This is a genomic window from Hymenobacter sp., assembly GCF_036387835.1.
Taxonomy (GTDB): Bacteria; Bacteroidota; Bacteroidia; order Cytophagales; family Hymenobacteraceae; genus Hymenobacter.
The window spans coordinates 1-13472 of sequence record NZ_DASVSY010000036.1; the positions used below are offsets into that span (position 1 = coordinate 1).

The window sequence follows — 13472 nt, forward strand, 5'->3', positions numbered from 1 at the left end:
GGCCGCCGACTAGCTAGTCGGCGGCCCTTGTCTTTGAGGTCTTGAAGCTACTTAATCCAGAAAACACCAAAGTCAGTCGAACATCAGCACGGCGCTCTAAATGGCTTCTCTATTTTGCTAGCAAATCACAAGCAATTGATACTTCCTATCGGCTAGGGTGCTTTTAACGGTTAAAAGCTATTTACCAAGCTGTTGTGCAAAGTGCGGGGGCTCCAGTAGCCGCTGGCAATAAGCCGGCGGATTGTGTAGAGCGGGTCTTGAAGGTCGCGCTTTTCGGACAGGACGAAAGCGGCCACCATGCCACGTTGCTTGAGTTGCGGAATAGCCTCCGGGTTCCACAAGCCAAAGGGATAAGCGAAATACTTGATGTCCTTACCCGTGATTTCCTCGAGGGTTTTGGTAGGCTTTTCTATTTGGGTTACCCAGTCTTCCCCCTGATACTTCTTCACGTTGTGATGGTCCCAGGTGTGGGACCCGATAACGTTGCCCTCATCAGATAACTGCTTTACCTGCGCCTTGCTCATGTAGCGCGGCCGGCCCAAACTCACCGTCATCACGAAGTACACGCCCTTGAAACCGTATTTTTCCAGCTCAGGCCGAGCCACCATAAACTGGTCTAGGTCGGTATCGTCGAAGGTAAGCATGATGGGCTTGGGGGGCAGTGGTGCTCCCGTAGCCAGGTAAGCATAAAGCTGGTCGGGCAAAATGGTGTGGTAGCCACTGTCGGCCAGCATCTGGATTTGCTTTTTAAACTGCTCGACGGGTACGATGTAATCTTTGGCTCCTTTCGAGTCGCGGGGCCGCCAGTCGCGGATTTGATGGTAACACAGGATAGGTACCTGCGGACGGGCCGTGATAGTAGCCGCATCGGCAATGCGGCTGGCCGGAATGCTAGCCGGATCGGGTGCCGATGGACCAGAAGCGGCTACCTCGGTCGTTGCTGCTGAGCTAGTAGCCGCTTGCACAGCGGCGGTTCCTTCGGCCGTTAAAGCTGGTTTCGAATCGTTGCAGGAAGAAAGGGAGAACACCGTAGCACAAAGGGCAGCGGCAATTAATGAGGAGTAAGAAAACTTCATGAAATATAAAAAGATGGCCAGACCGCAGGCAAATGCTTTATTTTGGCGTAACGAAGTTCAGAAAAGGCTTTTAACTATTTCTATTCTTCTTGCATCCTACAAAGCAACAGTTAATTCCTCGCATGGACAAATTCCGAGGCACGGGTGTCGCCCTTGTCACTCCCTTTACCCCTTCCGACCGCGCCGTCGATTATTCCGCTCTGCGTCGCTTGCTCGATTTCGTGATGGACGGTGGAGTTGAATACCTGGTTGTGAACGGCACCACTGCCGAGTCGCCAACCGTTACGCCCGAAGAGAAAGTTGAAATTCTGCGCGTGGTCAAAGAACACGTAGCAGGCCGCGTACCGCTCGTTTACGGCCTTGGCGGCAACGACACCGCTGGTATCGAAGCCACTATCCGCAACACTGATTTATCGGGTATTGCAGCTTTGCTTTCTGCCAGTCCCTACTACAATAAACCCTCGCAGAATGGCATCATTGCTCATTATGAGCACCTGGCTGGTGCCTCACCGGTACCGCTTATTTTGTACAATGTGCCCGGCCGAACGGCATCCAACCTAACGGCTGCCACCACGCTGCGCCTGGCCCAGCACCCCAACATCATCGGCATCAAAGAAGCGAGCGGCAACCTAGAACAGTGCCAGCAGATAGCCGCCCACAAACCCGACGACTTCTTGCTTATCTCCGGCGACGACATGATGACAACCTCGCTTGTCAGCTTTGGAGCCGTGGGAGTGATATCGGTTCTAGCCAACGCTTTTCCGCGCCCTTTCACCGATATGGTGCGCCACGCGCTGGCGGGCGAGTATGCCCAAGCCAGCAAACTACTTTTCAGGTTCGTAGACCTGAACCCGCTGATGTATGAAGAGAGCAACCCGGTAGGAGTAAAAGCGGCACTAGAAGCGCTGGGCGTGTGCGACGGAGCGGTGCGGCTGCCGCTGCTGGCGGCCAGTGAAAGCTTGCGCGAGCGTATCGGACAGGTGCTGTAGCAGCTTACTATTGCTGGCCTGTTCGCAGCTTCCCATCAGAAAACAACTTAGCGCAATTCATTGGGGCGCAGGCTGTAGCGCGAAGCCTGCGCTTCGCGTATTGTAGAACAACTGGCACAATTAACGTAACAACGACTATCGTTGCTGCTTGCTTGAAGAAGGCTTCACCATCAAACTTGTTTTGCACTGCGGTACTAATAAGTTGCAGCTTCATGCGCTTGCCGTCGATATTGACGTAGTCGAGCTCGACAAAGCCATAGACAGGATGAAACAAAGTACGCAACGTGCTACTACCTTACGAGCAGCGCGGAACCACCCTCACTTCCTCGCACACCAGTTTTCCCAGGGCCGTGGCAACCGTGCGCTTCCCAATGGCTTTGTAGTGCGTTCCAACCAACATATTGCCCTTCCAGACCGCCCAGGCAGGGTTAGACCAATGGGAGCCCAATTCCAGTTGCCAATCCCATTCCTGACTGGGCACGAACGGCTTCTTCACTTCTGGAAAAGGGCTTAATTCCAGGATATCATATCTATTAAATCGGGGCGGGTGTATCCAGACGCACGCGTCGTTTTCGATCACGCCGGATCCCGCACCACTAGTTCTATTTTTCCACCCAATTGTTTTTTGGGGGGAGTCTCTGTCCCATCTGGTGCCGCTGGAGGTCAGCGTAATGGTATCTGTGACGGCAGAACGAAGCTGGTGGTCGTAGCCGCTTGCCAGGTAAACGAATTCCTTGTTCTTGATGAAAAATTCCGCGTCCTTGGCTGAGCCTGGGGTATTTCCTGCGATAGATAATTCCGAAACCTCAGCCCCCTTCCGCAGGATGTCACCCCCCACAGACCACTCAAAATAAATACCAGCAAACTCGCCTTCATATCGCCCACAAAAATCGATTAATCCGGCTAATCCGCTGAACCCGTTATTTACCACCCACTTGCTAGCACATCGGCGACGTGCAGTGTTTTGATAGGCTTTTGCTCGCGGCGGATGTACGCATCAAGGTGCATTAGGCAACTGGTGTCGGTGCTGATGATGTACTCGGCACCCGTGGCCAGAGCATGCTCTACCTTCTGCTCAGCCATGGCCACGGAAATAGCTTCAAACTTCACGGCAAAGGTGCCGCCGAAGCCGCAGCAGGTTTCATTTTCCGCCATTTCGAGGCGCTCAAGGCCCGGAATAGCGTCCAGCAACTGCCGAGGGGCTATTTTAATGCCGCACTCGCGCAGGGCGGAGCAAGAGTCGTGGTAGGTGTAGCGGCCTTGCAGGCGGGCTTGCGGAATAGAGGTAATGCCAAGCACATCGACCAAAAACTCGGTAAGCTCGAAAATACGGCGCTGGGTGGCATGGTAGCGGCCCTGCTCGGGGCTACCATCAAATAGCTCGGCGTAGGAGTTGCGCACCATACCCACGCAGGAAGCCGAGGGGCTCACGATGTAGCGGTCGGGCTCGTTGGGGAAATCGCCGAGGAACTTGCAGGCCACTTCGCGGCTCTCTTTTTTGTAACCGGCGTTGTAGGCTGGCTGGCCGCAGCAAGTTTGGTTGCTGTTGTAATGCACCTCGCAGCCAACGGCTTCCAGCACTTTCACCATGTTCATGGCCGTTTCCGGAAAAAGCTGATCTACGAAGCAGGGAATAAATATATCGACGGCAGTAGGCATGGGAGCGGGTCGTTAGCAAAGGGCATTAATCCCTCGATAGGCTTTGAAAAAGAAAAGAAACTAGTAGTAATTCTATTGGGTTGCAAATATTGCCTGATTTAGCTCGATTGCCTCACATAGCGCTCCTTCGTTTACGGATAACTTCTCTCCTACTTCGGCGGCAAAATTGATCAGACGCTCAGTGGGCATGTTGCCGGTGAGCTGATCAGCGGCCATGGGACAACCGCCGTAGCCCCCGAGGGCGCCGTCGAAGCGGCGGCAGCCGGCACCGTAAGCGGCCTGCACTTTTTCGCGCCAGGTGTCGGGGGTGGTGTGCAGATGAGCCCCAAACTCAATGTGCGGGAAGGCCGCCGTTAGCTCCTGAAACGGCGGCGCAATGGTGGCGGGCACCGAAGCCCCAATAGTGTCCGACAACGCCACGATGCGCACCCCTAGCGTGTCGAGTTTCCTGGTAAACTCGCCTAGAATTTCCGGGCTCCACGGGTCACCATACGGGTTGCCGAAACCCATGCTCAAATACACCACCTGTTGCTGGCCGGTGCGGGCGCACAGCTCCTGCATCCGAGCCACGTCGTCGAGAGCTTGGGGTATGCTTTTGTTGGTGTTGCGCTGCTGGAAGGTTTCTGATACCGACAACGGAAACCCAATGTATTGGATCTGCGGGTACTGAGCTGCCGTTTCGGCCCCGCGCAAATTGGCTACAATAGCCAACAGCTTGGTGGTAATGCCATCCAAGTTCAAGCCGGCTAGCACCTCGGCGGTATCGGCTAGCTGTGGAATGGCTTTGGGTGAAACGAAGCTACCGAAGTCGAGCGTATCGAAGCCGACGCGCAGCAGGGTGTTGAGGTAGGTTGCTTTTTGGGCGGTGGGAATAAAGGTGGGCCAGCCCTGCATCGCATCGCGCGGGCAGTCGATTAGTTTCATATATAGAAGGGCGGGAAAGCAGCGTGGAGCAGCAAAGGTAGAAGCCCCAACGTCAAACCGACACCTAACATACCAGGCCTACTCCTGCACCACCCCAAACCGCCCGCCCGGAGCATCCAGAATAACCGTCTGGTTCACGAAGGGCTCGTTGCCGAGCATACCGCCCATCCCCGAAAAACGCATCAGCAATTCTTGCCACATGCTGGTGCCCTCGATATACGTAACGGTGCCCAACGGCACCACTAAGGCTCCTAGCTGCAAAGCCGCGGCCGTAGCCACAGTATGCGCCGTCAAGGTTTTGCCCCATGAGTTAACGGCAGCCGTACGGGCTGGCGCCGCCGAGCGGGCCAACTCGTGCCAGGCATCCTGGCTGGTAAGCAGGGCAAAGGCGCTGCTGCCCGAATCGAAAAGCAGCTGCTTGGGTTTGCCCTGCAAGCGCACGTTGAGTAGCACCCGGCGGCTGTCGAAACTCATCGGCACGTAGGTAGCTCGGCGCAACAGGCTATCGGGCACTGCAGAACACAAGCTAAACTGCCGGCGGGCGTAGTCGATAACCAGCACTTGCTTGGCTAGCACATCTGCTCCTAGCGTGCCGATGACGAACGGGGCCGTACTATCGGCTGGCAGCTGAGTCGCGCCGCGCTGCATCACGCGAATAGCCCGCGCCTGTACCTGCCCCTGCCCGAGCGCGAAACGAAAATGGCGCACCGTATCGGCTTGAGGCAGGAGCGTATTGGCCGTAGCCGGATACTGGCCGCGAAGGGCAGCCAGAGAGTTGGCATACAGTACGGAATAGGGCGCCCCTGTGTCGAATTGCAGATAGCAGGTGCGCGAGCAGCCTGGCAGCAGCACGGGCACCAGCAACGCCGCGTGGGGCATGGCCCGCTGATTGGTAGTATCCGCTTCCCATACGAAAGAGCTGGTGGCGGGTAGCTGCGTAACGACGAGTTGATTGCGTGGCGCCCGAAACTGCTTCCGAACGTAGAAGTAGCCACCGATAGCACTTACCACTAGTAGGACCAGCACGGCCAGCAGAATTTTGAAAAGGGGTTTCACGAGTAACGGAATTAGGTTGGATTATGAAATCAAACCTAGCGTCTCGTTGAACACAGCCGTGCGTCATATTACCGCCATTTAGCCGCCACTTGTTTCTACTGTCTGACTATCAGCTTCTTATTACAGCCTAACACGGTACAAGTCGAGGCGGCCTTGGCGCAGTTGCAGCGCATAGTACACAACCGTCAGCACGTTGAGCAGGTAGGTAACCAGGAACACGCCCATGAAAGCGCCAGGCAGCACAAGGTGATAATAGTGCGCTACCAGCATCTGGCCCACTAGCAACACCATATACACAAAGAAGCAGCCAACCTGCCACAGAATCTGGAAGCCTAGCACCCGACGACCTAGTTCGGCCACGTGTTCGGTGTCGTGGCGGCGCGCGCGCCAGAGCAGCAAAGGCAGCACAATGTTGAGCAAGGGCAGCACCAAGAAGCTCAGTGCGCTCAGGTTGAGCAATTGGAGAAATTGTGGGTCGGACCGCAGCACCGGTGGGGCGACCGGCAGCACCGGTGCTGGCGCGGCATCGAATTCGGGCTCCGAGGCAAGCTTGTTCTGCAGGACTTCGAGCGGAACGTTCAGGGCCTCGGCCAGGGCCTGCACCGTGTGGCCGCGGGGAACGGTGTCGCCCTGTTCCACTCGCTGTATGGTGCGCAAACTTACGCCCGACCGCTCGGCCAGCAGCTCCTGTGAAAATCCCTTGCTTTTGCGAGCGGCAACGATGCGAGTAGCAGAAAACATACGAACGTGTGGAGGACCAGTAAAATCAGCCAATAATACCTTTCTTGTTCCATATATACTTCCCGAGCACCTTTACTATATGGTAAGCGGAAGTCAATTCTTCAGTTCAAGTTCAAGACTTCAGGTTCTCTGGCTTGAAGCAGTAAGCAAGGCGGCGAACTACCCTGCTTGATTAGGCGTTTGGAAAGAAATCATTCACACATGCCCTTTCGCCTGCGCGCTCTGCTATACTTTGTTTTCTTTCTGCTGCTTACGGCTTGTAGCCAGCAACAAACCCTACAGGGCATCTTTCAGAAATCAACGCCCCACGAAACCTACGCCCGGCGCCTACGCCAAGCCGGCCTCGACCAAACGGCCTTAGGCCGCGACTGGCTGGCGGCCGCCGATAAGGCCCTGCGCGACTCGTTGGTAGTAACCCTGCCGTTCCAGGAAACCGGCTATTTCGCGGCCGAGCGGGCTACTGCGTCCTCGTACCGGTACCAAGTGCGCGAAGGTGAAACCGTCCGGATCAGTTTGACTTTAGGAGGTGGCACCGAGGCCCGCGTGTTTCTGGATGCTTTCGAGCTAGACCCCGATCGGGCTGCCCCCCGCCCCTTGGCCTCGGCCGATACTACGGCGCTATCCTTTAGCTACGTTGCCGAAGACGACCGCCAGCACCTGCTGCGCGTGCAGCCGGAACTGCTACGTACCGGGCAGTTTACCTTGCGCATTCAGCGGGCCCCTAGCCTGGGCTTTCCGGTGCGTGGCAAAAACGACGTGGCTGTTGGCAGCTTTTGGGGAATGGACCGCGACGGCGGCGCCCGCCGGCACGAGGGCATCGACATCTTTGCCAAGCGCGGTACGCCCGCCGTAGCCGCCGCCGCTGGCTTTATTACCCGCGTAAACGAAACCCCGCGCGGCGGCAAGGTGGTGTGGCTCGCCGATACCGAGCACAGCCAGCACATTTATTACGCCCACCTCGACCAGCAACTGGTGCAGCCGGGCCAGCAAGTGCGCATAGGTGATACGCTCGGCTTGATTGGCAACACCGGCAATGCCCGCACCACGCCGCCGCACCTGCACTTCGGCATCTACCGGGGTGGCCGGGGCGCCGTCGACCCCTTCCCGTTTGTGCGCCACGCCGATGCGCTACCTCCTGCCCCGCGCACGGCGCCCGAGCGGCTAGGCCAGTGGGTGCGAGTGCGCGACAAGCAAGCCGCCCTGCACCGCGGCCCCTTAACCAAGGCTACCACCATAGCGGGCGTTGTGCGCAATACTCCGCTCTTGGTGGTCGGCAGCCAAACCGACTGGTACCGGGTGCAGCGCCCCGACGGGCAGTTAGGCTACATTCCGGCTAAGGCTGTGGTAGCAGCCACTGCCCCCTTGCGCCAGACGGCCCTACCCGTAGCCACCGACCTATACGCCCAACCTCAAACCGGCGCAGCCACCCTCGATTCCTTGCCCGCTCGCAGTTTGGTGGCAGTGCTAGGCGAGTTTCAAGGGTATCGATTGGTGCGTAGCGCTGCGGGCACTATCGGCTGGCTCGCCGGTATCGACTCGTAGCTGTTACAGGTTGCGTTGGCTTCACTAACTGTTCATGTAGGCCGCAATACCTTTCACCCGGTGATTGGAACAGCGCGGCGCAGTTTTCCTGGTGGAGCTGCGCCGCGTTTTTTTGTTGGCTCGGTTTGGCACATAAGAAAGCGGCCCCTAACATTTGTCAGAGGCCGCTTTCTTTCTTTCTTGATACAACGTCAACTTATTCCGCCACAATAACCGCTTTGCGCAGTTTCTTGGCGTAAGCCAGGCGCCGCTCTTTGCCGCCTGCTGCAACGTAATCGAAGCCAACGGCTTTGGTGTCTTCTCGCACGGCCTGCCAGGCTTGGGGGTCTACGTCGCTAGGGAGGCGAAGCGTACGGGGCACAGCGGGCTGCATAAACTTGTCTTCCTTGAAGAAAGTGTTCATACTCTGCAGAATGGCTATTTCCTTGTCGCGAGCCGTGGCCGCCGTTGGGTCAGATGCCAAGCGCTTGTCTAGCAGCGCGGTGGCAGGTATAATTTCTTTCCGCAGCGTATCGCCGGTACTAGTCAGGATGATGAAGCGCGCTTGTGAGTTTAGGATCTTGGTACCTCGCAATTGCAGCACAAAGTTGTCTTTGGTCTTGGTATTAGAGAAGTAGTGAGTTGAGTTCACCGTGCGCAACACGGTTCGATTGGTGACGCGGCCGCGCGATGGATCCGGAACGGGGGTATAAGGCTTATCTGTATTGCGAGATGTGCCAGCCTCTTTATCAGTGGTGATACAAGAGGACACTTCAAACATAAGCCCTAAACAGGCGGCTGCTAGTACTATATTTTTCATTATTACGCGAAAAACTTTAATTAGAGCAGGTCGGCAAAGTACAAAGTCACCCGTCGAGCGGGAAGCACTTGAAAGCTGTAGTCTCTATTTTTAAATCAAAGCTACAGCTAACCCTTTATCTACCAAAAAAACTACGCAGGATTAAATATTCAGGCTTGTTTGACGTTTTCAGTTTAACCTTCCCGCTGTGTAATGTTAAGCTTATATTATGGGCAATATACGGCTACCAGTCAACCTAAGGTTTGAAAAATGCCAATTTTAAATATAATTTTTAAAGCCAGCCCAACTCCAGCCCTATCGTCCAACGAGGCAACTCGGGGTACTGCGTTTGATAAGCAGAGGTAAAGGTATCGGAGAGTCGGTAGCGGGCTACGGCGGCGCAGCGGCCCAAACCTAGGCGAGCTCCCACGCCATACGGCCAACGTTCTATATAAGGTAGGCCATGTTCCGCTACTTGCACCTTCTTGGCGCCTACCCCGGGCCGGTCTTCATACCGATGGGCCGTGCTCATCACCCACCCACCCCACCCCGTCAGGTCGAGGTAACGGCCTAATATGTTGCCGCGCTGCCCCACGTTCAGTCGGATAAATCCTTCCAACTGCCACTGCGACACCACCAGTGACTCGCGGTAATGCAAGGCAGGCGTAGGCAGGCGCTTCTGACTATTTTGGTCGAGCACGTATACCATCCGTACAAACCGTAAGTCCGCTCCCACACTTAGGGGTTCGTTTAGCTTGAACTTGTTGCGCAGGCCGAACATCAATTCGGCTGAGTTGCCGTAGTGCAGCTTAGCACCATCGGCGGCCCGGCCTACCACCGGCAGATAGCCTAGATAAAGGTGGTTGAAGAAGGCTCGATTCGGCCCGAACGAGTTATAAACCGTGTCTTCGGCTACCTCGGCGTGCAGCAGCACCCGTTGGGCCCGCGCGGATATGCTGATCAGCACCACCAGCATCAGCGTTAAGGCAGCCTTCAGATTCTTGGGAAAGCTCATCGGACGGGGTAGCTATGCGTGGTGCCTTGGTAGAAAACCCGGACTACATCGCCAGGGCGCAAGGTGCGGCGCGGAATGCGCAGGATGGCCCGCTGACTTACTTCCATCACCTCGTAGCGGCGAAGCACCCCTCGGGCGTCGGCAATGTGCCAGTACAAGTAACTGGCGGCGGGCAACGGCGGCGCAGGAGTTGTGGGCACCGCTGCTGCTACTGCGGGACTTTGGCCTTCTGGTTGCGTTGGGCGGGCATCTTCGCGGCCGAGCGGGGCCACCCGCGGCGGCGCTTTGTCGGTAGCCAGCTTGGCAGTAATGGAATCGACGTAAAGCGGGAGTTGCTGCACCACAACCGGCCGCTCTACCTCGGGGCGAATAACCACGGCCAGCGCGCTGTCTTGCATCACGAAGTCAACGGTTGGGGCTTGCCGGGGGGGCGCTTGCCCAACTACGTTGCGCATCACCACCGTTGCCTGTGGGATGCCGTAGCCGTGGGCGTAGTCATAATAAGGATACAAGCTGGCTGACTGCTCGATTTCAGCGAAAAGGCCCATGACCGGCAGCGTACGTTGCTGTTGCCAGGCGCAGGCGGCAAAGCCCGCCACCAAGGGCGAAGCAAAGGAAGTACCATCGATGCGGGCATAGCCGCCGGGAGAAGCGGCCAATACTGTCCCAAATGCGGCGACGTTGGGTTTTAGCCGCCGGCTAGCGGAAGGACCGTAAGCGCTGAAATCGAGGTGTAGACCGGTTTCCGGGTTTATGCCCCCTACCGCCAGCACTGAATCGCCATCGGCGGGGGTGCCGATGGTGCGCCAGTCGTCGTTGTCGCCGTCGTTGCCGGCCGCGTTTACTACCAGCATACCTTTACGGACGGCCAGTTCGGCGGCGCGGGCCACCAGGCTGGTGCGGCCGTTCATGTCCTCGGGGAAATAACGGCGCGCAGTATACCCCAACGATGAGTTGATGATGTCGGCGCCGTTGCGGTCGGCCCATTCCACGGCGGCCAGCCAATCCAGCTCCTCGGAGTAGACTTCCCGGTTCATGCGCTCGGTTCGGGCCAGCAGATACTCGGCTCCGGGCGCCAAGCCGAGCAGGGTACCATCGGGTAGGCGGCCCGCCAAACACGAGAGCACCTCTAGCCCGTGCGTGCCACCATGAAACACGTTGGGGGTTTGGTGCACGAAATCAAAAGTGGCCACCACCTTCTTTTCTGCAAAGAGTTGCCGGAAAGCCGGATGCTGGTCGGCCCCGTTGAAGCCCACGTCGAAAATAGCAATGCGCAAGCCCCGTCCATCTAGCCCGGCCTGCCGAAGCGCATCGGCTCCTAGGGTACGGGTTTGCTGACGCGCCAGCTGGCGGTCGGCAGTACTGATGGTGGTTTTGTCGCCCCGACTAGCAACGGCTCTTAAGCCTTGGTGACTGGCGGGCAGCAGTGCCCTTTCCGGCAACTCTATCACGTGCCGCACCCCGGGGAGCTTAACAAGCGCGACAACCTGGGCCGCCGTGGCTCGACACGCCACAGCATTAAACCAGCGGCTCACGAAAAGCACTGTATCGGTGTGCGCCTGCACGGCCCGCAGATACGCCGGACTAACTGGAAAATCGGTAGGATCGGCGGCGGGCAAGTGCTGCCGCTGGCGGCGGGCCTGGGCCGCCGCATGGAAATACAGGCTTGGCTCGAACTCAACACCAGCTTTGTCGCACAGCTCCACCCAGTAGCGGCGCGTGGGTGGGGCGCCTGCAACCCGACTGGTGGTTGTCCACAACAAGAGCAGCACTAAAACCTGGACGCGGGGTAGCAAATACAGCAAGGATATAGCAGATCTAAAAATACCATCAGGAAACAATCGGCCGCAAAAATAGCGCCTAACAGCCCAAAAGAGAGGTTGAGCTTCAACACTTCAAAGCTAACGCAAAACAACTGCCCGTGGTCGTGTTGGCCGACAACTCAACCTTACCTGGCGCCGTTTCAAGCTCAACCATTTTTCTCACTTTTTCTTCTTTCTTATGAACCTGCTGTCTGCCCGTTTGGTACTCCTGTCTGTGCTTGGCTCTGGTGCATTCCTGCTCGGTGGTTGCAACGCCAAGGAAATTGCGGCGCTGCAACAACAGAATGCCACGCTAACCTCCTCGCGCGACCAGTTGCAGGCGCAAAAAACCGCTCTCGAACAAGAGAAAGCGCGCAACGAAGAAGCGCTACGGGCTAGCCTACTCAACAAGAACCAACAAGTAAATCAGCTAAACGACAACCTCAGCGGCGCCGAACAGGCCAATAGTGCTCTTTCGGCCGATCTACGCTCGAAAGAGCAGCGCATAGCGGAAATGCAGCGCATTCTCGACCAGAAGGACGCCGCGGTGAAAGCCCTGCGCCAGAAAGTTGGCGACGCCCTCTTAGGCTTCAACGCCCAGGATTTGCAGATCAATGTGAAGAACGGCAAAGTGTACGTTTCGCTCTCCGAGCAGTTGCTCTTTAAATCGGGCTCCACCAAAGTCGACCCCAAGGGCCAGGAAGCGTTGAAAAAGCTAGCTGCGGCCCTGCAAGGCAACCAAGACGTGAACGTGCTGGTAGAGGGCCACACCGACAACGTGCCCATAGCCAGAGGCACCGTTGGCATGCGCGACAATTGGGATTTGAGCGTGTTGCGCGCCACTGAAATTACCCGCCTGCTTACCGCCAACGGGTTGCCCGCCGGTCAGGTAACGCCTTCGGGCCGCGCCGAGTATGTGCCTGTTGCCCAAAACAATACGTCCGCGAATAAAGCGTTGAACCGGCGCACCGAAATTATTTTAACTCCTAAACTCGACGAATTATTCCAGATTCTGGAAACCAACTAATTATAGCTCACTTATTTCTGTTGTCATACACACAGTGACTTTCCCGCAATGGAAAGTCATTGTTGCATAATAGCCCTATTCTATTTCAACAGAAGGCACTACACAATGCTATTTATTGTGCCCACACTTCCGGATACCAAGCAGTTGATTGGCTGAAGAAGAAATGAATAAGAGTAGTTGACAAAATTTTATTACTGATAGCAGCAACCCTTACCAATAAGAAATTCTTATAGAGACTACAGTTTCTTAACGTCGGTAACAACATGGTAATGGAATGGTCTTGCTGCATAAATTGCACAAGCAGCCAGATGTTGATGGTACAGTTCAATAAAATAATTTCATCTACGCCTACCTGCACCTTAATATCCTTCTTACTTGCCAGTTCGTATGCAGAGTAACAGAAAGATTGTCTTCAAAAAAAGCTGCTAAGCAACGGCTGTAGTTGAAGTGAAGCTACTGCGTGACAGAATAGTATTGAATATAATTCAATCTACTCGTATGTCTCCATACGAATCCACCGATTTAAGCTTCAATTAAAGCTTGCCTTACCTGGTCCGGCAGGCCTACTAGTGGTCTTAATCGGCAAGGGTGGTCGCTTTCTATAGCTGAGCTTCTATGAAAACGTGTTTTTTGCAGGGCTTGGGCTTTAAATAAATCACGTTGTAGTTGTTAAGTACCTAGGCTACCAACTGAGTCTAGCTTGCGGTAGACTCCTTGCCAAATAATAAAACTGAAATTAGCTTCAGTTATAAGCGGAATTTAGTTGCAGTAAATAGATAACCTGAATGCTTTTTTCTCGTTGTAGTTGAAAACTATTTGATATAAATAGTTTTTAGTTCAACTTTGAGCATTAGTTCATATCC

The 13472-nt window shown here is 55.7% G+C and carries 13 protein-coding genes; 3 read left to right on the plus strand and 10 right to left on the minus strand.

The genetic code is table 11. From position 1 onward, the window contains the following. Positions 1-170 precede the first annotated feature (170 nt). Positions 171-1076: a polysaccharide deacetylase family protein gene (locus tag VF639_RS06725; protein ID WP_331145124.1), complete on the minus strand. Its 906-nt coding sequence runs from the start codon at positions 1074-1076 to the stop codon at positions 171-173. Between the two features lie 122 nt (positions 1077-1198). Between VF639_RS06725 and dapA the strand changes: the two genes are divergently transcribed. Then, complete coding sequence (gene dapA, locus VF639_RS06730) at positions 1199-2065, plus strand: 4-hydroxy-tetrahydrodipicolinate synthase (RefSeq protein WP_331145125.1); 867 nt, start codon at positions 1199-1201, stop codon at positions 2063-2065. A gap of 7 nt (positions 2066-2072) precedes the next feature. On the opposite strand, the gene VF639_RS06735 is transcribed toward dapA, so the two are convergent. The 6 genes from VF639_RS06735 to VF639_RS06760 form a co-directional block, all read right to left on the minus strand. After that, on the minus strand, positions 2073-2348 hold the full coding sequence (locus tag VF639_RS06735) for a hypothetical protein (RefSeq protein WP_331145126.1): 276 nt from the start codon (positions 2346-2348) through the stop codon (positions 2073-2075). A gap of 12 nt (positions 2349-2360) precedes the next feature. Then, entirely contained in the window at positions 2361-2996 is a 636-nt protein-coding gene (locus VF639_RS06740) for a hypothetical protein (protein WP_331145127.1), read from the minus strand. Beyond that, entirely contained in the window at positions 2990-3724 is a 735-nt protein-coding gene (locus VF639_RS06745; protein WP_331145128.1) for a (Fe-S)-binding protein, read from the minus strand. Before VF639_RS06745 ends, VF639_RS06740 begins: the two co-directional genes overlap by 7 nt. Positions 3725-3796: 72 nt before the next feature. Beyond that, on the minus strand, positions 3797-4648 hold the full coding sequence (locus VF639_RS06750) for a hydroxymethylglutaryl-CoA lyase (RefSeq protein ID WP_331145129.1): 852 nt from the start codon (positions 4646-4648) through the stop codon (positions 3797-3799). Positions 4649-4726: 78 nt separating this feature from the next. Further along, entirely contained in the window at positions 4727-5704 is a 978-nt protein-coding gene (locus VF639_RS06755; protein ID WP_331145130.1) for a hypothetical protein, read from the minus strand. Between the two features lie 120 nt (positions 5705-5824). Then, positions 5825-6445, minus strand: coding sequence for a helix-turn-helix domain-containing protein (locus VF639_RS06760; protein WP_331145131.1), 621 nt, complete (start codon positions 6443-6445; stop codon positions 5825-5827). Positions 6446-6646: 201 nt separating this feature from the next. Between VF639_RS06760 and VF639_RS06765 the strand changes: the two genes are divergently transcribed. Continuing rightward, positions 6647-7987 carry a M23 family metallopeptidase gene (locus VF639_RS06765; protein ID WP_331145132.1) on the plus strand — a complete coding sequence of 447 codons (1341 nt, stop codon included), beginning with the start codon at positions 6647-6649 and terminating at the stop codon, positions 7985-7987. Positions 7988-8183: 196 nt separating this feature from the next. Here the strand turns inward: VF639_RS06765 and VF639_RS06770 are convergent, their stop codons facing one another. The 3 genes from VF639_RS06770 to VF639_RS06780 all read right to left on the minus strand — a co-directional run bounded on the left by VF639_RS06770 (position 8184) and on the right by VF639_RS06780 (position 11543). Further along, the gene (locus VF639_RS06770; RefSeq protein WP_331145133.1) at positions 8184-8786 is read right to left on the minus strand and encodes a hypothetical protein; all 603 of its coding nucleotides are present in this window, start codon (positions 8784-8786) and stop codon (positions 8184-8186) included. 271 nt (positions 8787-9057) lie between these two features. After that, a complete protein-coding gene (locus tag VF639_RS06775) occupies positions 9058-9780 on the minus strand; it encodes a hypothetical protein (protein WP_331145134.1) in 723 nt (240 codons plus the stop codon). Then, positions 9777-11543: a S8 family serine peptidase gene (locus VF639_RS06780; RefSeq protein WP_331145135.1), complete on the minus strand. Its 1767-nt coding sequence runs from the start codon at positions 11541-11543 to the stop codon at positions 9777-9779. The genes VF639_RS06775 and VF639_RS06780 overlap by 4 nt, the downstream gene beginning before the upstream one ends. Before the next feature lie 238 nt (positions 11544-11781). On the opposite strand from VF639_RS06780, the gene VF639_RS06785 reads away from it, so the two are divergent. Next, the gene (locus VF639_RS06785) at positions 11782-12609 is read left to right on the plus strand and encodes an OmpA/MotB family protein (RefSeq protein WP_331145136.1); all 828 of its coding nucleotides are present in this window, start codon (positions 11782-11784) and stop codon (positions 12607-12609) included. Positions 12610-13472 lie beyond the last annotated feature (863 nt).

What these genes read in the sequence shown, in the direction of transcription:
- VF639_RS06725 (WP_331145124.1), bottom strand. Translation starts at nt 1,076, where the DNA reads ATGAAGTTTTCTTACTCCTCATTAATTGCCGCTGCCCTTTGTGCTACG.
- VF639_RS06750 (WP_331145129.1), bottom strand. Translation starts at nt 4,648, where the DNA reads ATGAAACTAATCGACTGCCCGCGCGATGCGATGCAGGGCTGGCCCACC.
- VF639_RS06775 (WP_331145134.1), bottom strand. Translation starts at nt 9,780, where the DNA reads ATGAGCTTTCCCAAGAATCTGAAGGCTGCCTTAACGCTGATGCTGGTG.
- VF639_RS06770 (WP_331145133.1), bottom strand. Translation starts at nt 8,786, where the DNA reads ATGAAAAATATAGTACTAGCAGCCGCCTGTTTAGGGCTTATGTTTGAA.
- VF639_RS06745 (WP_331145128.1), bottom strand. Translation starts at nt 3,724, where the DNA reads ATGCCTACTGCCGTCGATATATTTATTCCCTGCTTCGTAGATCAGCTT.
- VF639_RS06760 (WP_331145131.1), bottom strand. Translation starts at nt 6,445, where the DNA reads ATGTTTTCTGCTACTCGCATCGTTGCCGCTCGCAAAAGCAAGGGATTT.
- VF639_RS06765 (WP_331145132.1), top strand. Translation starts at nt 6,647, where the DNA reads ATGCCCTTTCGCCTGCGCGCTCTGCTATACTTTGTTTTCTTTCTGCTG.
- VF639_RS06785 (WP_331145136.1), top strand. Translation starts at nt 11,782, where the DNA reads ATGAACCTGCTGTCTGCCCGTTTGGTACTCCTGTCTGTGCTTGGCTCT.
- dapA (WP_331145125.1), top strand. Translation starts at nt 1,199, where the DNA reads ATGGACAAATTCCGAGGCACGGGTGTCGCCCTTGTCACTCCCTTTACC.